The sequence below is a fragment of the Bradyrhizobium sediminis genome (genome assembly GCF_018736085.1).
GTDB lineage: Bacteria > Pseudomonadota > Alphaproteobacteria > Rhizobiales > Xanthobacteraceae > Bradyrhizobium > Bradyrhizobium sediminis.
This window is the reverse complement of sequence record NZ_CP076134.1, coordinates 721871-740251: the sequence shown is the minus strand read 5'-3', so window position 1 is coordinate 740251 and position 18381 is coordinate 721871. Positions and strand designations below refer to the sequence as shown.

Below are 18381 nucleotides of genomic sequence, written 5' to 3'. Positions count from 1 at the left end.
TTTGGTGACACTTGGATGACAGCAACAAGCAATTGAAATCGCTGGTATTTATGCCGTTTCCGGAGGCTTCGACTGGGGAAAAGCGGCGGTGAAAGTGGCTCCCTGTTTGGGCACGCTTTCGATCAACAGCCGGCCGCGATGGCGGTTAAGAATATGTTTCACCAGCGATAAACCAAGCCCGGTGCCGCCCTGGGCGCGGCTGTCGCCGACATCCACCCGGTAAAACCGCTCGGTGAGCCGCGGCAGGTGTTCGGGTGCGATGCCGGGACCGAAATCGCGCACCATCACCCGGACCTCCGGCTGGCCTTCGCCCGACATCGCCGAGACCAGCGAGACGATGACCTTGCCGCCGGAAGCGCCGTATTTCAGCGCGTTCTCGATCAGGTTCTCGAACAGCCGCAGCAACTCCTCGCGATCGCCGGCGATCACGACCGGCGTATCCGGCAGGTCGATGTCGATCGTGACATGGCGTTCGCGCGCCAGGGGCTCCAGCCCGTCCGCGACCTGGCGGATGATGGGCACGATATCCACCAGCGTGTCGGGGCGGACGTGCGCTGACAGTTCGACCCGCGACAGCGACAACAGATCGTCGATCAGCCGCGCCATCCGCGTCGCCTGGGCATGCATGATGCCGAGAAAGCGCTCGCGCGCCTTGGCGTCGTCTTTGGCCGGCCCCTGCAGCGTGTCGATGAAGCCCGACAGCGCCGCCAGCGGCGTGCGCAGTTCATGGCTGGCATTGGCGACGAAGTCGGCGCGCATCTCCTCGACCCGGCGCAGCGGCGTCTGGTCGTGGAATGTCATCAGCATGCATTTTTCGGTGCCGCCGAACAGCGTCGGCACCGGCACCGGGGTGATGATCAGCTCCATCCAGCGATCGACCGGCACATGATCGAGATAGGTCGCGCGCCTGGATTCCGTGGTGGCGATGGCCTCGCGCAACGCGGTGATGATCTCGGGCGAGCGCAGCGCGAATTGCGCGAGCTCGTTCTTGCGCAGCGCCGGCGCAAGCTGTGCTGCCGCTGCATTGAGGTGGAGGACGCGGCCGGCGCGGTCGAGCAGCACGGCCGGATCCGGCATGCCGGCGACGACGGCGCTGACGGCTGCGGCTTCGACCGGATTGACCGCGCGGACATCTTCCCGGGACGCCACGGCACCATGCAACCGCCACGGCACCAGCGCAGCCGCGCCGATGCAGAAGAAAACCGCCGCGGCACGCAACGGCGCCAGGTCGCCGAATACGACCAGCACCGCCAGAGCGAGAGCCGCGGCCAGCAGGATGATGGCTGAATGCCGCAGCCGGTCCGGCCACGGCGAGAAAAAGGAAGCAGGAGAAGAATCGTGCAACGCCATCGGGCCGGCTCTCTTCCCGTTCGGGTGGGTCACGTCAGGTCCCGGTTTCCCCGCGCTCGCGCACGTATACCGCCCCGTGTTTCGGCGTCACCTCGGGGCCGGGCTCCGCCCGGCGCAGCCGCTTCATCCGCGCGCCGAGGACGACTTCCCGGAACGTCAGCAGGATTACAGATATGACGAACGGCGCAAGGTAATAGAGGACGCGAAACAGCAGCATCCCCGCCAGCAGTTGTTCGCGGTCCATCTGCCACAGGCCAACCAGCATGGCCGCGTCGAACACCCCGAGCCCGCCGGGAGAATGGCTGGCGAAGCCCAGAAGCGTCGCCGACACGAAGATCACCGCGACCACGATGAAGCCGACATTGGGTTCATCCGGCACCAGCACGTACATCGCCAGCGCGCAAAAGCTGAGATCGACGATCCCGATCGCGATCTGCAGCAGCGTCAGCGGCCCGCCCGGCAGCGTCACGGTCCAGGGCCCGCGGCCGACCCCCCTCGGTTGCACCCAGACCCAGGCCACATAGGACACCAGCCCGATAATGACGGCGAACGCGGCCAGCCGGTTCAGCCAGGGCGGCAACTGGTCGATCGAGGCTGCGGCTTCCGGATGATAGGCGATGCCGAGCCCGAGCACCGCGGCATTGCCCAGCCAGAATGTCAGGCCGGCCAGGAAGCAGATCTTGGCGACGTCGATCGCATTCAATCCCCATGCTGAATAGATCCGGTAGCGCACCGCGCCGCCGGTAAAGACGCTGGCGCCGACATTATGCCCGATCGAATAGGAGGTGAACGCGGCAAGCGCATTGATGCGGTAGGGAACCTCGCAATGGCCGATCGCGCGGACCGCGAACAGGTCATAGAATGTCAGGGTGAAATAACCCGCCGCAACGAACAGCGCCGCCAGCACGATCTGGCGCGGCTCGGTGGCCTTGATGGCGCCGATCACCTCGTTGGTGTCGATGCCGCGCAGCATGTGATAGAGCACGTAGCAAGCGATCCCGATCACCGTGATGCTGATCGCTACACCTAGCTTGTGCAGGATTTGCTTCTGGCGCAGAAACGAGATCGCCCTGCGTATTGCTTCCAGCATCTCCACCTCTAACTGCGAACCCACGACGGCGGCTGCCCGACGATCTCTGCCGCCCCGGCGCCACGCCTGCTCCCTGAATTGGAGTGGTAGCGCGTTTTGAGCCGGAGTGGAATTCGCGCAAGCCGAAATAAAACGCGTTCCTTCAATATATTAGGGGGAATTCGTGACACCAGATGCACAGTCTTGCAGTATTCGCGCCGGCCGGCCGATGCGGTGGCCTGCGAGACTGCGCGGCGGCAATGAAGTTTTCGTGACATCATGCCGCGGGCTTGGGCCGCGAAACCACCCAGTCGCGCAGCCAGGATCCCACCGCGCAGCCGGCCAGATACATGGCAAACATGATCAGGCCGAGGTCGAGCCAATAGCCGGGGCGGCCGGGGATTACGCGCGCGACCGCCGCCGCGACCAGCGCCGCCGCCACTCCCGCCAGCCATCGCACCAGCACCTTCGACACGCCCTGACCGCGCTGGACCACCGCGATCCAGCCCATGGCAAAACCCAGCAGCAGCGACGCCAAGAGCCAGCCCCAGTGAAACGCCACGAGATAAGCCATCCTCGTTACCTCACCACGAATTCGATGCGGCGGTTCTGCGCCTTGCCGTCTTCGGTATCGTTCGACGCCACCGGCTGGGTGCTGCCGTAGCCGACCGGGGTGAACCGGTTAGCGGGCAGGCCTGCCTTGACCAGAACGTCCATCACCGCCTGTGCGCGCTTTTCGGACAGCGTCTGGTTGGCGGCAGTCTCGCCGGCGCCGTCGGTATGCCCTGCAATCTCGATATTGACGGTCGGACAGCGCTGCGCGGTTTCGACCAGGCGGTCGAGCAGTCCCGCCGAATCCGCATTGATGGCGTCGCTGCCGGATTCGAAGCGGATTTTCGCCTTGGCCAGCAAATTCGCAAACAGCTGCTGGCAGACGGTGGCATCCACCGGCGCCGCCGCGGGCTTGACCGAAATTTCCGGTTTGAACTGCCAGCCCTGCGGGAAATCCTTGCCCAGGCCGGCGCGGATCTGAACCGCTGCCGCTTCGTAGAGGGCGTCGCCGGAAAGCTTCACTTCCCGGTCGGACACCACCAAAGTGCCGGTCGACAGCCGCGACAGCGCGCCCAGCGCCGGCACCACCGCATTAGTGAAGCCCGAGGGTGCGCCGACGCTGGCCTTGAGGTTGTCGACCACCACTTCGTTGAAGAACTTGCGCCCGGCAGCGACCGCGATCGCCACATGGACGTTGTTGTCGGGCACATAGCCGGTCAGCGTCACCGTCACCGCGACCGGATCCTTGTAGGCCTGGAACACATAGGGCGGCGCCTTGATCTCATTGGCGGCGACCGAAAACCCCTCGGGGAGATTTTTCAGCGCCGCGGCGATGGCCTCTCGGCCGCCGAGGTCGCGCGCCATGCCGGAAAGGCTGACCTTGTTGTCCGAAATCGTGATCTTGCCGTCCTTCAATTTCCCGATCTGCTCGAGCAGCAACAGCGCGGCATTGTCGAAGCGCGGCGGCGCGCCCCGCGACAAATTCATCCGGTCGACCACCTCGACCCCGCCGAGCGCCGCCCGGGCGGCCTCGAACAACCTGGTCTTGCTGGCCGGCAGGGACGAGCTGCCGCCCAATGTGACCCGGACGACGTCCCGTTCGGCCGACCAGACGAACGGCTTGGCCTCGGGGACCAGCCGGGTTTCGTCATTGACCTGCCGCACGCCCGGCACGGCTTCGACCGACGCCACCGCGCTCTGACGGCCTTCCTCGGAGAATGCGTCGGCCGCAAAGGTGACGTCGCGGCCGGCTACCGCGATCCGCCGCTTGTCGAGCACGGTATCCTTCAGTGCGGCATTAGAGCGCGCCGCCAGATCGGCTTCCAGCGGTGGGGTGCTGGTCCAGGCCGCAATTGCCCAAAAGACGACCAGTGGAATTGTGCCCGGCCACCATTTGCTGCTCCACCTGAAAAGTCCGTGCATTGGCGTCCTGCGGGGCCTAGGCGCCCCATTTTCCGAAGTTCGTGAGCTATCGCGACACCCCATGACACGAACTTCGGAAACAAAGAAGGGGCACCGGCACACTGGAGAACAGAGAGAAAACAAACCCTTGCGAGGCTGTCAAACTGGAAATAGCACGAAAATTGTACGGTGTCGGGGCGCACGCCGGCTAACAGTTTCTTCAGCGGTCACCCGCTAGTTTCAGGCGCACGTCCCAACAGGCCAGACTTGGAATGAAGCAGCTACGCAACAACGTGATCCGGGTTGGCCTGGAAGCACTGTATTTTACCGGCGCGCATTATCTGATGCGGCCGATCTTCGCGGGCGTCGGCGCCATCTTCATGCTGCATCACGTTCGCCCGGCTCGCGACGGCGATTTCCAGCCCAACCATCACCTCGAGGTCACCCCCGACTTCCTGCGCACGATGCTGACGCACCTGCGGTCGCATGACGTCGACGTCATCACCATGGATGAGGTGTACCAGCGGCTGATCGACCGCAATTTTTCTCGGCGTTTCGCCTGCTTCACCCTCGACGATGGCTATCGGGACAACCGGGACTTCGCGCTGCCGGTGATGCGCGAGTTTGACGCGCCCTTTGCCGTCTACGTCGCCAGCGATTTCGCCGAAGGCGCCGGGCGGCTGTGGTGGGTGGCGCTGGAGCGGGTGATCGCCAAGGCCTCCTCGATCGAGGCCAGGATCGGCGACGTTGCGACCCACATAGATACTTCCACCCCGGCTGCCAAGCAGGCGGCGTTCGACCGCATGCACGACTGGCTGCGCTCGCTGCCCGGCGAACTCGACGTTGCGCGCGAGATCACGGCGCTGTGCGCACATCACGGCATCGACGAGCGCGCGATTTGCCGCGAGCTCTGCATGTCCTGGGATGAATTGAAGCCGTTCGCCGACGAGCCCCTGGTCACGATCGGCGCGCACACCATCACCCATTGCAATCTGGCGCGGCAGACCGAGGAAACGGCGAGCCATGAAATGGCCGTAAGCCGCGCGCGAATCGAAGACGCGCTGCAGCGTCCCGTGCTGCATCTCGCCTATCCCTATGGCGACCGGATCGCGGCCGGCCCGCGCGAATTCGCGCTGGCCCGCGCGGCCGGATTCAAGACCGCGGTGACGACGCGGCCGGGCATGATCTTTCCCGAAAGCGCCGATCACCTGACCGCTCTGCAGCGGGTCTCGCTCAACGGCAACTACCAGGACGCGCGGATTCTTCCCGTGCTGACATCAGGCGCGGCCACCGCAGTGTGGAACGGTTTTCGGCGCATCGACGCGGCGTGATTTTCCTTCCCTCGTCGTCCCTGCGTTCGCAGGGGCGACGAGTGTTCCTTGACTCATCTTCCTCCCACGCCCAAAAACCGCCGGCAAAATCAACCGGAGGGCATCATGTTCAAGGATCTGTTTTCGCTGAAGGGGCGCATTGCGCTCGTGACCGGGGGATCGCGCGGCATCGGCAAGATGATCGCGGCCGGGTTTCTCGCGCAGGGTGCCGCCAAGGTCTACATCACCGCGCGCAAGGCCGGGCCCTGCGAGGCGACCGCGAAGGAGCTTTCGGCCGAATATGGCGGCGAATGCATCGCGCTGCCGATCGATATTTCGACCATGGCCGGCATCGACATGCTGGCGGCGGAGATCAAAAAGCGCGAGCCCAAGCTCGACATCCTCGTCAACAATGCGGGTGCGGCCTGGGGTGCCGATTTCGACGAATTTCCGGAGAGCGGCTGGGACAAGGTGATGAACCTCAACGTCAAGACGCCGTTCTTTCTGACCAAAGCGCTGGCCGCCCCCTTGCGCGCTGCCGCCACCGCGGACAAGCCCGGCAAGGTGATCAACATTGCTTCCATCGACGGCATCTTCGTCAACCCGATGGAGACCTATTCCTACGCCGCGAGCAAAGCGGGCCTGATTCACCTGACCCGGCGGATGGCGGTGAAACTGATCCGCGACCACATCGTGGTGACGGCGATCGCGCCGGGACCGTTCAAGTCCGACATGAACAAGGCGGCGCGCGACAATGCCGACGAGGTGTCGACGCGGGTGCCATCGGGCCGCATCGGCACCGACGAGGACATGGCGGGGGCCGCGATCTATCTCGCCTCGCGCGCCGGCGATTACGTGGTCGGCGCGACGATCGCGGTCGACGGCGGCATCGTCTATGCCAATCCGGGGATCAAGGGTGAGGGCTGGGATTGAGGGGCGGCGATGGGCGAGTGGCGAATAGCGAATAGCGAATGGCGAATGGAAGTTTCTCTACTCGCTACTCGCCATTCGCCAACTTACGTCTCGATCTTCACATACTCGAAATCGCCGGGCTTGTTGTCGATGCCGACCTTGGGCGGCGAGATCCAGGGGGCGAAGCCGCCTATCTCGGTCACCGGCTGCATCAGCGAGGCGATGAAATCGCCGTCGTCAGGCGAGGGCAGCCAATCGTTCCGCCGCTTGTTCCAGGTGGCGTCGTCGATCAGGAGGCCGTCGGGCGTGGCGTGGACGTCCTTGAACTCTCCGATCTGGCGGTGGAACGCGACGTTCGGCAGCGTCAGCTTGTAGTCGTAGCCTGATGTCGAGATGATCTTGTTCCAGCGCAACAGGCCCTTGACGCAGTCCTGGCTGTAATCGTCGCGCAGCCGCATGTTGAGCGCGGTGAGCGCCGGCTCGTCGACGCGCTTGATCTCGCCGTTGACCAGCTTGAGCACCGGATAGGTATCGTTCTTCAGTTGGTGATCGTCCTTGATCTGGGTCTCGTGATAGCGGCCCTTGATGCCGGCATTGAAGGCGTTGGCCGCGTTGGTGGAGACCTCCGAGCCGAACAGGTCGAGCGACAGCGTGTAGTGCAGGTTGAGCTTCTTCTGGATGGTCGGCAGATCGATCACCCCGAGCGCGCGGACCCTGGCGATATCGGCGGGATCGCTGATCCCGGCGGCCTTCATGGCTTCGCAGGTCCGCTGCACCACGCGGCTGATGCCGGTCTCGCCGACGAACATGTGATGCGCCTCCTCGGTCAGCATGAAGCGGCAGGTGCGCGACAACGGATCGAAGCCGGACTGCGCCAGCGAGTGCAGCTGCATCTTGCCGTCGCGGTCGGTGAAATAAGTGAACATGAAGAACGACAGCCAGTCCGGCGTCGCCTCGTTGAAGGCGCCCAGCATGCGCGGCGCGTCGGCGTCGCCAGAACGCCGGCGCAACAGATCATCGGCCTCCTCGCGGCCGTCGCGGCCGAAATACTTCTGCAGAAGATAGACCATGGCCCAGAGATGACGGCCTTCCTCGACATTGACCTGGAACAGGTTGCGCAGATCGTAGAGCGAGGGCGCGGTCTTGCCGAGATGGCGCTGCTGCTCGACCGAAGCCGGCTCGGTGTCGCCCTGGATCACGATCAGGCGGCGCAGCATGGCACGATGCTCACCCGGGACTTCCTGCCACGCAGGCTCGCCGTAATGCTCGCCGAACGGGATGACGCGGTTCTCCTCCTGTGGAACCAGCAGGATGCCCCAACGGTAATCCGGCATCTTCACATAGTCGAACTTGGCCCAGCCGCGCGGATCGACCGAATAGGCCGTGCGCAGGTAAACCAGCGACTGCTGGAAGCCTTCCGGGCCCATGTCGCCCCACCAGTTCATGTAACCGGGGTGCCAGCCCTCCAGCGCCTTGAGCACCTGCCGATCCTCGCTGAGATTCACGTTGTTGGGAATCTTGGTGGAGTAGTCGACGTTCATGATGTTGACGTTCATGGCAGCTCTCCCGTGTTGGGCGGCGGCGTTTGGCGAAACTCGCAGCTTCCGTCACCAACAGATGCTAGTATGTCTCGAGATACTAATATGTCTCGACATGATAGCGTCCGCTCTCGCGCATGGCAGGCTTCAGCGCCGACCAGTCGAGCGATGCGGCACGGCAGGCATCGGCGAAAGCTTCGTCGACGCCGCTTTCCATGCCCCTGAGCCCGCAAATATAGACGTGCGTATTGGAATCGGCGAGCAGTTTCGCGATTTCTCCCGCCTCGGAGCGGATACGGTCCTGCACATAGACGCGAGGCTCGTTCGGCACGCGCGAATAGCAGAAGAATTTTCCGAGCAATTTCTCCGGCACCTTCTGCAACGGCCCGAAATACGGCAATTCTTCGGGCCGCCGTGCGCCAAAAAACAGAAGCAGCCTGCCCGCGGCGTCCGGCATCGCACGGCGGCGGCGCTCGGTGAAGCCGCGGAACGGCGCGGAACCGGTGCCCGTGCAGATCATGATGATATTCGCGGCGGGATCGTCCGGCATCAGGAAGGTCGCGCCGAAGGGACCGGTAACCTGGATCTTCGCACCGCGCGGAAGGTCACAGAGATAATTCGAGCACAAGCCGCCATCTACCCGCTTCACGGTAAGGGCGAGGTTGTTGGCGTTTCGCTTCTCGCCGTCGCGCGAACTGGCGACGGAATACAGTCGCGGATGATGGGCATTGCCGCCGGCATCGACGCCGGGCACGACGATGCCGATGCTTTGGCCTTCCAGAACCGGAAACGGCTGATTGCCAAAATCCAGGATGATATGCCGAATGTCGGAATCCGAGGCCGCATCGGTCAACCGAAAGTTTCCAGTCACGGTCGCGGTCGCAGGCTTGCCGCGGCTGTAGAGATTGACGGTCGGCTTGCCGGCGGAATGCGGGGCAACCGGCTTGCCGCCCAATCCCTTGCGCGCCTCCTCGAGCAGCCTGCTGACGTCGTCCTCCAGCGCATCGATGGCGGCGGCGCCGCCGGCATTGACGGCGACATCCTCCTGCGTCGGCAGTTCGCTCCAGGAAAACTGCTCCTGCAGCGAATAGGGCCTGGTGACCACGCGCCAGTTGTCGATCGACCCGGTGGGACAGGGCGAAATGCAGTCCATGCAGTGATTGCAGATGCCGGCGTCAACAACATAGTTGTTGCCGTCATGCGTCACCGCATCGACCGGACATGTTTCTTCGCAGGTATTGCAGCGAATACATATTTCGGGGTCGATGAGATGCTGCTTGATCACCTCCTGAACAGGCGCGTCCATTTCGTTCAGCCCGGCCCGGTCACGCCGCCTCGATCTTCACATATTCGAAATCGCCCGGCTTGTTGTCGATGCCCATCTTCGGCGGGGCAATCCATTTCGCGTATTGGCCCGGCTCGCTGACAGGCTCCATCAGCGAGGCGATGAAATCTCCATCGGAGGGCGAGGGCAGATAGTCATTCCTGACCTTGGCCCATTCGGCGGCGCTGACGATGACGCCCTTGGGAGTCGCGTTGACGTCCCTGAATTCGCCGATCTGGCGGTGGAACGCGGTATGCGGCAATTCGAGACGGAAGTTCACACCGGCCTTTTCGATGATCTTGTTCCAGCGCTCGACGCCCTTTTCGCAGTCGGCCGAGTAGTCATCGCGCAGCCGCATGTTCAGCGCGGTCAGCGCCGGCTCGTCGACCAGCGCGATCTTGCCGTCGACCAGCTTCAGGACTTTGTAGAAGTCGTTGGTCAGGCGGTGATCGTCGTCGATCTTGGTTTCCTGGAAGCGGCCCTTCAGGCCCGCATTGTAGAAATTCGCGGCATTGGTCGAGACTTCCGAGCCAAACAGGTCGAGCGAGAGCGTATAGTGCAGGTTCAGCTTCTTCTGAACGGTCGGCAGATCAATCACGCCGAGCGCACGCACCTTCTCGATCGCATAGGGATCGTCGATGCCTGCCTCTTTCATGGCCTCGCAGGTGCGCTGAAGCACGCGGCCGACGCCGGTCTCGCCGACGAACATGTGATGTGCCTCCTCGGTCAGCATGAAGCGGCAACTGCGCGACAACGGATCGAAGCCGGATTGCGCAAGGCTCTCGAGCTGCATCTTGCCGTCACGGTCGGTGAAGAAGGTGAACATGAAGAACGACAGCCAGTCCGGCGTGGCCTCGTTGAAGGCGCCCAGCATGCGCGGCGAATCGGCATCGCCGGAACGGCGGCGCAACAATTCGTCGGCTTCCTCGCGGCCATCGCGGCCGAAATATTTCTGCAGCAGGTAGACCATGGCCCAGAGATGGCGGCCTTCCTCGACGTTGACCTGGAACAGGTTGCGCATGTCGTAAAGCGACGGCGCGGTTTTCCCGAGATGGCGCTGCTGTTCGACGGATGCAGGCTCGGTGTCGCCCTGGACCACGACGAGACGGCGCAACATGGCACGATACTCGCCAGGTACTTCCTGCCAGGCCTTTTCTCCCAGGTGCTGACCGAAATTCACCCTTCGGTCCGGGTCTTGCGGAGCGAGCAGGATGCCCCAGCGGTATTCCGGCATGCGCACGTAATCGAACTTGGCCCAGCCTTTGGGATCGACGCTGACGGCCGTGCGCAGGTACACCAGCGATTCCTGGAAACCTTCCGGACCCATGTCGTTCCACCAGTCGAGATAGCCGGGATGCCAGCCTTCCAGGGCCTTCAGCACCTGGCGGTCCTCCGCGAGATTCACGTTGTTGGGAATCTTGGTGGAGTAGTCGACGTTCATGATGTTGACGTTCATGGTGGTGCCTCCCGTGTTGGAGCGATCTTGTTTGGCGAATGGCGAGTAGCGAATGGAAACGAACAGCTATTCGCTATTCGCCACTCGCTATTCGCCGCTAAACTCTCGTCATATCGAACTGCGCCTTCTGGCCGGTGCCGTAGCGGCGCAGCGCGCCCTCTTCGCCGACCGCGTTGGGGCGCTGAAAGATCCAGTTCTGCCACGCAGTCAGGCGCGAGAAGATTTTCGATTCCATGGTCTCAGGGCCCACGAAGCGCAGATTCGCTTCCATGCCGGTGAGACTGTCGGGCGAGAAGCTGGCGCGCTCCTCGAAGAACACCCTGACTTCGTCGTCCCAGTCGATATCGTCGAGCGCGAAGGTGACGAGGCCGAGCGCCTCGGCCTCCTCAGCGTCGAGCGCCTCGCCGATCTTCGCCTTGGCACGATCGAGGTCGGAAGGATCGGCCAGGAAACGCGACTGCAGGCGCGTCAGGCCGTGGCTCATCGGATAGGGCCCGAAATTCATCGCCGAGAGCTTGATGGCCGGGGGGCTGCGGTTATCGCCCTGCCGCGAGCCGATCAGCATGTAGGAGCGGTCGGCCGCGAACACGAGTTCGGCCAGTGTGCCGGCGAAGCAGGAGCCGGGCTCGACCAGCGTCACCAGCGTGCGCGAGGTGACGTCGATGCGCTTCAGCACCCGCTTCCAGTACTGCCTGATCTCGTTGACCAGCCATTGTGCCTTGTTGGCTTCCAGAAAGGCGTCGCAGGCCAGCACATTGGCGGCATCGCCATGCGACTTGAACACCAGCATCGCGATCTCGAGTTCGTTGATGCGAAGATGCAGGATCGCATCGTCGAGTTCGCGCGCTACCTGCAGCGGCCAGAACGAGGCGCCCTTGGCGATCATGCCGTCGATATCGGCGGGCGGGGCCTCCTCCGGCGCCTTGATCGAGATGGTGGCGATGCGCGCCGCGCGGTCGATGTCGACGCTGACGAAGCCGTAGCGGATGCTGTTTTCGTCGATGGTACGGCTGAGTCTCGTCAGCTCAATGCCCTTGCCGGCGCCGTTGCGCTTCGAGGCGGCGGCGAATTCCCTGGCGCGCTCGGCGACCTTGGCCTCCAGCTTGCTGTTCGGCGCGATCTCGTCGACCAGGCGCCACTGCACCGCGCGCTTGCCCTTGATGCCTTCCTCGATGGTGCAGAAGAAGTCGGCGTGGTCGCGGCGCACCTTGCGCTTGTCGACGACCCGCGTCAGGCCGCCGGTGCCCGGCAGCACCGCCAGCAGCGGCACTTCCGGCAGCGCCACCGCCGCCGAACCATCATCGGCCATGATGATGTGATCGGTCGCCAGCGCCAGTTCATAGCCGCCGCCGGCCGCCGTGCCGTTGACCACGGTGATGAAGCGCTGGCCGGAATTCTCGGATGAGTCCTCCAGCCCGTTGCGGGTCTCGTTGGTGAACTTGCAGAAATTGACCTTGTGGGCGTGGGTGGAGCCGGCCAGCATGCGGATATTGGCGCCGGCGCAGAACACGCGGTTCTTGCCCGAGCGCATCACCACCACCTTGACCTCGGGATGCTCGAAGCGCAGCCGCTGCACCGCGTCCGCGAGCTCAATGTCGACGCCGAGATCGTAGGAATTGAGCTTGAGCTGGTAGCCTTCGAACAGGCCACCGTTCTCGTCGACATCCATGGTCAGCGTCCCGACATCGCCTGCGACCTCCAGCTTCCAGTGCCGGTAGCGCGACGGATCGGTCTGAAAATCGATGTATTTCGCGCCGCCTGAAAGGACGCGATCTTCACCGGCCATGGGCCACCCTTGGGTTTTTGAAGTTTGAACTATTTAACGTTTGATGCACAATAGTGCATGTTTTTTTGGTTTGTCTACCCAAAAATGCAAAAAGATGCATTTTGTTTCATGTGCGGCCGGCGGCGCCGATATTCACCCAATCCGCCTTGGATAGCGCCGGCTGCGCCAGTTTCCCCGTCAACAGCGCCGCCAGCGCGGCGGTCGGGAAGGTGTCGGCAAAGCCGTCGCCGCCGGCAACCGCCTGGCGAAGGCTGAGCGTGGTGAGTTCCCGCAGCGCCTCGCCGAACAGCCGCACGGCGGCGTGCGGCTTCAGCATCCGCAGCTTGAGATTGGCGCCTGCGATCTGGATGCAGGCCCGCAGCAGGATGCGCTCGCGGCCGCCTTGCGGCGCTGCCGCCCATACCGCTTCGAGGATCTGCTGCGACTCCCAGAAGAAGCCGTGATCGTTGAGCGCCAGCCCGTAGCGCAGCGCCGGATGCCGCGCCGGGACGAAATCGCGAAACCGGGAGGGCACCAGCGCCTTGGCCTGCCACAGCGTATCGTGATCGGCGTCGGCCTCCGCGGTCTCGCCGGGGACATAGGCCCATTGCGGCAGCGGAAGCTGGTTCGCGGCTGACGGAGGCGGGCTCATCGCGGCCTCGCCCCGGCTGACGCCTTAGGCGGCCCGCCCCTGCGAGCCTTCATGGGTGTGCAGAATGCGTCCTGCGAAATCCGAGATCGCATGCAGCGTCGCCTCCGGCGCTTCGCGATGCGGCGAGTGTCCGGCGCCCGGGATGATCGTCACATCGACCGGACAATAGCACTCTTCCTCGGCAATCTCGACCTGCCGTAATGTCCCATACTGGTCGTCGGCGCCCTGCAGGATCGCCACCGGCACGCGGATATAGGCGAGATATTCGCAGATATCCCAGCTGCGGAATTTCGGGTCGAGCCAGGCGGCGTTCCAGCCGTAGAAGGCGTTGTCGACGTCCTTGTGCCAGCGGGCGAGCTTCGACTTCAGCTCCGTCGTCTCGTAGGTCTTCTTGATCTCCGCGATCGAGGCCACCGAAATATCCTCGACGATAAAATGCGGCGCGATCATCGCGACCCCGCGCACGCGGTAATCCTGAACGCCACCGGCGTAAATCGCGGCGATCGAGGCGCCATCGGAATGGCCGACCAGAAGGCCGCGGCGGAAGCCGATGGTCTCGAGCAGCTTCGGCAGGGTCTCGCGCGCCTCGATGTGCATGTAGTCGAGCGGGCGCGGCAGCTGCACCGGGCTCGAGGCGCCGTAGCCCGCGCGCGAATAGACGAACACGCCGGCCCCGGTCGCCGCCTGCAGCCGGTCCGGAAAATCGCCCCACAGCCCGGCCGAGCCGAGACCCTCGTGCAGCATGACGATGGTCGGCGCGGCGTCCGGCATCGGGCCGATCATGCGGTATTCGAGATCGGACGCGCCGATGCGGAGGAAGCCAGAAGGGGAGAGCGTGGTCATGAAATTGGCTTTCCGAAGGTGATCGAGACGCTTCAATCCACTCGCTCGTCGTCCCGGCGCACGCCGGGACCCATACTCCGCGGCCTCTCGTATGGGCAGACCGGCCAACACCTTCCGCAACAATGAACGGCGGTGGTTATGGGTCCCGGCGTGCGCCGGGACGACGCGTGGAGACGATCGTGCTCCCTTCTATTTTGCCTTCGCATCCCTCAGCTTGAACCGCTGGATCTTTCCGGTCGCGGTTTTCGGCAAGCTATCGACGACCTCGACCCAGCGTGGATATTTCCACGGACCGATCTTCTGCTTGACGTGCTCCTTCAGCGCCTCGTGCAGGCCGGCCGCGCTGGCGCCCGGGCGCAGCACCACGAATGCCTTCGGCTTCAAAAGGCCTTCCGGATCGGCCTCGGGCACCACGGCGGCTTCCAGCACCGCAGGATGGGTGATCAACGCGCTCTCGACCTCGAACGGCGACACCCAGATGCCGGACACCTTGAACATGTCGTCGCCGCGGCCGCAGAAGGTGTAACGGCCGTCGGCATCGCGAACGTATTTGTCGCCGGTGCGGGTCCAGTGGCCGGCAAAGGTCTGGCGGGTCTTGCTGCGCTGGTTCCAGTAGCCCTCGCCGGCGGAGGGCGCATCGACCAGGAGTTCGCCGACCTCGCCGTCGGGCACGTCGTCGCCGGCGTCGTTCACCAGCCGCACCTTGTAGCCCGGCACCGGACGGCCCGAGGTGCCGTATTTGATGTCGCCGGGCGCGTTCGAGAGAAAGATATGCAAGAGTTCGGTCGAGCCGACGCCGTCGAGAATGTCGACGCCGACGCGCGCCTTCCAGGCATTGCCGACCGACTCCGGCAGCGCCTCGCCGGCGGAGGTGCAGATGCGCAGGCGTGAGCCGGCGGGTTCGTTCTTCAAGGTCTCGTCGTTGAGCATCGAGGAATACAGCGTCGGCACGCCGAAGAAGATGGTGGGATTGTACTTGTTCATCAGCGCGAACATCAGCGCCGGCGTCGGCCGCTCGGAATTGAGCACGGTGGTGGCGCCGACCGACATCGGGAAGGTCAGCGCATTGCCAAGGCCGTAGGCGAAGAACAGTTTCGCCGCCGACAGGCAAACGTCGTCCTCGCGAATGCCGAGCACCTGCCTGGCGTAGGTGTCCGCGGTCGCCGCCAGATTGCAATGCAGATGCCGCACGCCCTTGGGCATGCCGGTCGAGCCCGACGAATACAGCCAGAACGCCGGCTCGTCGGGATGGGTCGCCGCGGTCGCAAAGACGTCGCTTTCGCCCGTGAGTTCGTCGGACAGCTTCTTGTGACCGAGCGCATCCTTGCCGGAGACGACGACATGCTCGAGATCCGGCAGCCGCCCGACCATATCCTTCACGACCGGCAGCAGCGCTTCGGAGATGAACAGCACCCGCGCGCGGCAATCCGCCAGCACATAGGCATATTGATCCGACGTCAAAAGCGTGTTGAGCGGCACCGGCACGATGCCGGCGCGGATCGCGCCGAGAAACACCGCCGGGAAATCGACGGTGTCGAGCATGATCATGGCGACCCGCTCTTCGCGGCGGACGCCGAGGCGGCGCAGCATGTTGGCGACGCGCCGGCTCTGCTGCTGCAGGCCGCCATAGGTCAGCTCGGAAACGGTGTCGGTAAAGGCGAGTTTTGCGCCGCGGCCTTCGTCGACATTGCGGTCGAGCAGCCAGGTCACCGCGTTGTAGGAACCGCCGCTCATGCCGCGCTCCTGAGCTCTAAGCCTGTCACGACGTCTTCTCCCCCCCAGGATTTTAAGAATTATAATTCATATAAATGCAGACAGACGCGCTTGCTGTCAATCCTCGTCGGCATTATGTTTCCAGAAACGGCGCATCCGCTGCCCGATTCGAACGGGGACATGACCGAAAATCTCGATCCCGAAACCGGCTTTCTCGAGCAGCTCGGCCAGCGTGTCCGCACCATGCGCGCGCTTCGCGGCATGTCGCGAAAGGTGCTGGCCAAAGTCTCCGGCATTTCCGAACGCTATATCGCCCAGCTCGAAAGCGGCAAGGGCAACGTCTCGATCGTGCTGTTGCGCCGGGTGTCGGACGCGATGGGCGCGCATCTGGAAGACCTCATTCCCGCGGGCGAACCGGCGCCGGACTGGCCGGTGATCCGCGACCTCCTGCGCAAGGCAACGCCGAACCAGGTCGCGCAGGCCAGGGAAATTCTCGCCGGCCATGCGGGCGGCGCCTCGGCGCAGCGCGCATCGTTTTCCGGCATCGCGCTGATCGGGCTGCGCGGCGCCGGCAAGTCCACCCTCGGCAGGATGCTGGCGAAGAAGATCGGCTGGAGCTTCGTCGAATTGAACAAGGAGATCGAGCGGCAGAACGGATTGTCGGTCGCCGAGATCATCGCGCTCTACGGCCAGGAAGGTTTTCGCCGGATGGAGCAGACCGCGCTGAACCAGTTGCTGGCGCGAAAAGAGCTGATGGTGCTGGCGACCGGCGGCGGCATCGTCTCCGAGCCCCTCACCTTCGACCTGATCCTGCAGTCGTTCTACACCATCTGGCTGAAGGCCGAGCCAGAAGAACACATGACGCGGGTGCGCGGCCAGGGCGACCTGCGCCCGATGGCCGACGACCGCTCGGCGATGGCGGAACTGCGCACCATTTTGCTCAGCCGCGAGCCGCTCTATGCCCGCGCCAACGCCGTGGTCGACACCGCGGGCCTTTCCGTGGATGCCGCAGCCGCGCGCCTGATCGACGCGGTATCGCCGGTGCTGCAAAACGAAGCGCGACGGTTCGCGCGGGGGTGATCCTCCCTCTTGTCCGCCGCGGCTATGCAATCCCGACCGGGCCGAACGGCGCAAGATGACGTCAGAGGAAAGCCTCGCCAAGTATCTCGACGCTTACCAACTCACGCCGGTGCCGCGCGCCGGCTGCCTCGAGCTGGACACCGAAGGGCGACCGGCGGAGGCGACCGCGCGGGAAATCATTGGCCATTTTGGATTGAGCACCGCACAGAGCCCCTGAATTCCTGCACGCAAGCGCTGGCCTCATTGGTCCACATTCAGCCGCTTCTTGTAGGCCGATGCGTCCATGTCACGGATATCGACGCTGAGGCTTTTCGCGTCCGGCACCAAGGTCGCCATGGCGGTGCGGAGCGTCTCGCTCAGGGTCAGCTTCTGCGCAGGGGTGCGGCCCTCGAGCAGATAGACCGAGACGTGGCAGAAGCTGTCCCGTTTCCCGGCCACCAGATAATCCGCATAGGGCAGCGCCCGGACCTTGATATCCGTCGCCTGCATCACGGCGGTCGATGCGGCGGCGTTGTGCAGGGCTTGCATCAAGCCAATGATGTCGAAGCCGGCATCGGCGGAATATTCGACGACGATATGAGGCATCTGTTCCAGTATCCGATGGTTGGGGTGAACTGAATCCGGACAGGATCACAGCAACATGGACTTTACCGAGTCCGAGCCCTCGCGAAGCAGCGGCAGAAAGCGGTCGATCATTTCGCCGGTGGAGACGCGATCGACATGGGCGCCCATATTGATCGCGGCGATGATGGCGCCGTCGTAACGGCGGATCGGCACCGAGATCGAGCGAAACCCCGGCTCGGCTTCGCGATCCACCAGCGAATAGCCCTGCTCCCGGTCGGTGGCGATGGCGGCGAGCAGCCGTTCCGGATCGGTCACCGTGTGCGCGGTCATCGGCTCGCGGCGCATCTTCGCCAATCTGATCGCGAGATCGGCATCGTCGAACTGGCCGAGCATGGCGCGGCCGACCGAGGTGCAAAAGGCCGGCAGGCGATAGCCGATGTCGAGGCCGGTCGAGAATACCCGCGCCGGACTGCCGCGCGCGATGAACACGACCTCCTCGCCGTCCAGCACCGCCAGCGAACTGATCTCCTGGGCGGCCGTCGCGATCCGGTCGAGCACCGGCTGCAGCACCGCCACCACCTGGCTCGAACGCAGATAGGACGCCGCCAGCGTGAGGACGTGCGGGGTGAGGCTGAACAGCTTGCCGTCGGTCGCAACGAAACCGCCGCGCTCGAGCGTGAACAGGATGCGGCGCGCGGTGGCGCGCGGCAGTTCGGCGGCGCGCGCGAGATCGCTGAGCGTCGCCGGGCCGCTGACGGCGCCGAACTTCTGCAGCAGGCGCAGGCCGCGGTCGAGGCTCTCGACGAAATCGGTGGCGCGCGCTTCGCGATCCCCACGCTTTGGCTTTGGCAT

At 64.1% G+C, this 18381-nt stretch carries 17 protein-coding genes; 4 read left to right on the top strand and 13 right to left on the bottom strand.

Annotation, left to right across the window (positions count from 1 at the left end; translation table 11 throughout):
* Positions 1–48: 48 nt before the first annotated feature.
* The 4 genes from KMZ29_RS03540 to KMZ29_RS03525 form a co-directional block, all read right to left on the bottom strand.
* Positions 49–1350: an ATP-binding protein gene (locus KMZ29_RS03540; protein ID WP_215622478.1), complete on the bottom strand. Its 1302-nt coding sequence runs from the start codon at positions 1348–1350 to the stop codon at positions 49–51.
* A gap of 34 nt (positions 1351–1384) precedes the next feature.
* Positions 1385–2440, bottom strand: a complete 1056-nt coding sequence (locus KMZ29_RS03535) for a lysylphosphatidylglycerol synthase domain-containing protein (protein WP_215622477.1) — start codon at positions 2438–2440, stop codon at positions 1385–1387.
* Positions 2441–2696: 256 nt separating this feature from the next.
* Positions 2697–2993, bottom strand: a complete 297-nt coding sequence (locus KMZ29_RS03530) for a hypothetical protein (RefSeq protein WP_215622476.1) — start codon at positions 2991–2993, stop codon at positions 2697–2699.
* A gap of 5 nt (positions 2994–2998) precedes the next feature.
* Positions 2999–4393 (bottom strand): OmpA family protein, encoded by a 1395-nt coding sequence (locus tag KMZ29_RS03525; protein WP_215622475.1) that lies wholly within the window; start codon positions 4391–4393, stop codon positions 2999–3001.
* Between the two features lie 251 nt (positions 4394–4644).
* Here KMZ29_RS03525 and KMZ29_RS03520 point away from each other — a divergent pair, with 251 nt between their 5' ends.
* Positions 4645–5703, top strand: coding sequence for a polysaccharide deacetylase family protein (locus KMZ29_RS03520; protein ID WP_215622474.1), 1059 nt, complete (start codon positions 4645–4647; stop codon positions 5701–5703).
* A gap of 105 nt (positions 5704–5808) precedes the next feature.
* A complete protein-coding gene (locus KMZ29_RS03515; protein ID WP_215622473.1) occupies positions 5809–6615 on the top strand; it encodes an SDR family oxidoreductase in 807 nt (268 codons plus the stop codon).
* A gap of 83 nt (positions 6616–6698) precedes the next feature.
* Here KMZ29_RS03515 and boxB (KMZ29_RS03510) read toward each other — a convergent pair whose 3' ends face one another.
* The 7 genes from boxB (KMZ29_RS03510) to KMZ29_RS03480 all read right to left on the bottom strand — a co-directional run bounded on the left by boxB (KMZ29_RS03510) (position 6699) and on the right by KMZ29_RS03480 (position 15906).
* Positions 6699–8150, bottom strand: coding sequence for a benzoyl-CoA 2,3-epoxidase subunit BoxB (gene boxB, locus KMZ29_RS03510; RefSeq protein WP_215622472.1), 1452 nt, complete (start codon positions 8148–8150; stop codon positions 6699–6701).
* An 82-nt stretch (positions 8151–8232) separates the two neighbouring features.
* Positions 8233–9438 (bottom strand): benzoyl-CoA 2,3-epoxidase subunit BoxA, encoded by a 1206-nt coding sequence (gene boxA / locus KMZ29_RS03505; RefSeq protein WP_215622471.1) that lies wholly within the window; start codon positions 9436–9438, stop codon positions 8233–8235.
* A gap of 19 nt (positions 9439–9457) precedes the next feature.
* On the bottom strand, positions 9458–10912 hold the full coding sequence (gene boxB / locus KMZ29_RS03500; RefSeq protein ID WP_215622470.1) for a benzoyl-CoA 2,3-epoxidase subunit BoxB: 1455 nt from the start codon (positions 10910–10912) through the stop codon (positions 9458–9460).
* Between the two features lie 97 nt (positions 10913–11009).
* Complete coding sequence (gene boxC, locus KMZ29_RS03495; RefSeq protein WP_215622469.1) at positions 11010–12698, bottom strand: 2,3-epoxybenzoyl-CoA dihydrolase; 1689 nt, start codon at positions 12696–12698, stop codon at positions 11010–11012.
* 106 nt (positions 12699–12804) lie between these two features.
* Positions 12805–13329 (bottom strand): DUF309 domain-containing protein, encoded by a 525-nt coding sequence (locus tag KMZ29_RS03490; RefSeq protein ID WP_215622468.1) that lies wholly within the window; start codon positions 13327–13329, stop codon positions 12805–12807.
* A gap of 24 nt (positions 13330–13353) precedes the next feature.
* On the bottom strand, positions 13354–14172 hold the full coding sequence (locus tag KMZ29_RS03485; protein ID WP_215622467.1) for an alpha/beta fold hydrolase: 819 nt from the start codon (positions 14170–14172) through the stop codon (positions 13354–13356).
* Between the two features lie 189 nt (positions 14173–14361).
* Complete coding sequence (locus KMZ29_RS03480; RefSeq protein ID WP_215622466.1) at positions 14362–15906, bottom strand: benzoate-CoA ligase family protein; 1545 nt, start codon at positions 15904–15906, stop codon at positions 14362–14364.
* 159 nt (positions 15907–16065) lie between these two features.
* Here KMZ29_RS03480 and KMZ29_RS03475 point away from each other — a divergent pair, with 159 nt between their 5' ends.
* Entirely contained in the window at positions 16066–16965 is a 900-nt protein-coding gene (locus tag KMZ29_RS03475; protein WP_215622465.1) for a helix-turn-helix transcriptional regulator, read from the top strand.
* A gap of 55 nt (positions 16966–17020) precedes the next feature.
* Positions 17021–17182, top strand: coding sequence for a hypothetical protein (locus KMZ29_RS03470; protein ID WP_215622464.1), 162 nt, complete (start codon positions 17021–17023; stop codon positions 17180–17182).
* A 23-nt stretch (positions 17183–17205) separates the two neighbouring features.
* On the opposite strand, the gene KMZ29_RS03465 is transcribed toward KMZ29_RS03470, so the two are convergent.
* Positions 17206–17550 carry a 5-carboxymethyl-2-hydroxymuconate Delta-isomerase gene (locus KMZ29_RS03465; RefSeq protein WP_215622463.1) on the bottom strand — a complete coding sequence of 115 codons (345 nt, stop codon included), beginning with the start codon at positions 17548–17550 and terminating at the stop codon, positions 17206–17208.
* Between the two features lie 45 nt (positions 17551–17595).
* Positions 17596–18381, bottom strand: coding sequence for an IclR family transcriptional regulator domain-containing protein (locus KMZ29_RS03460; RefSeq protein ID WP_215622462.1), 786 nt, complete (start codon positions 18379–18381; stop codon positions 17596–17598).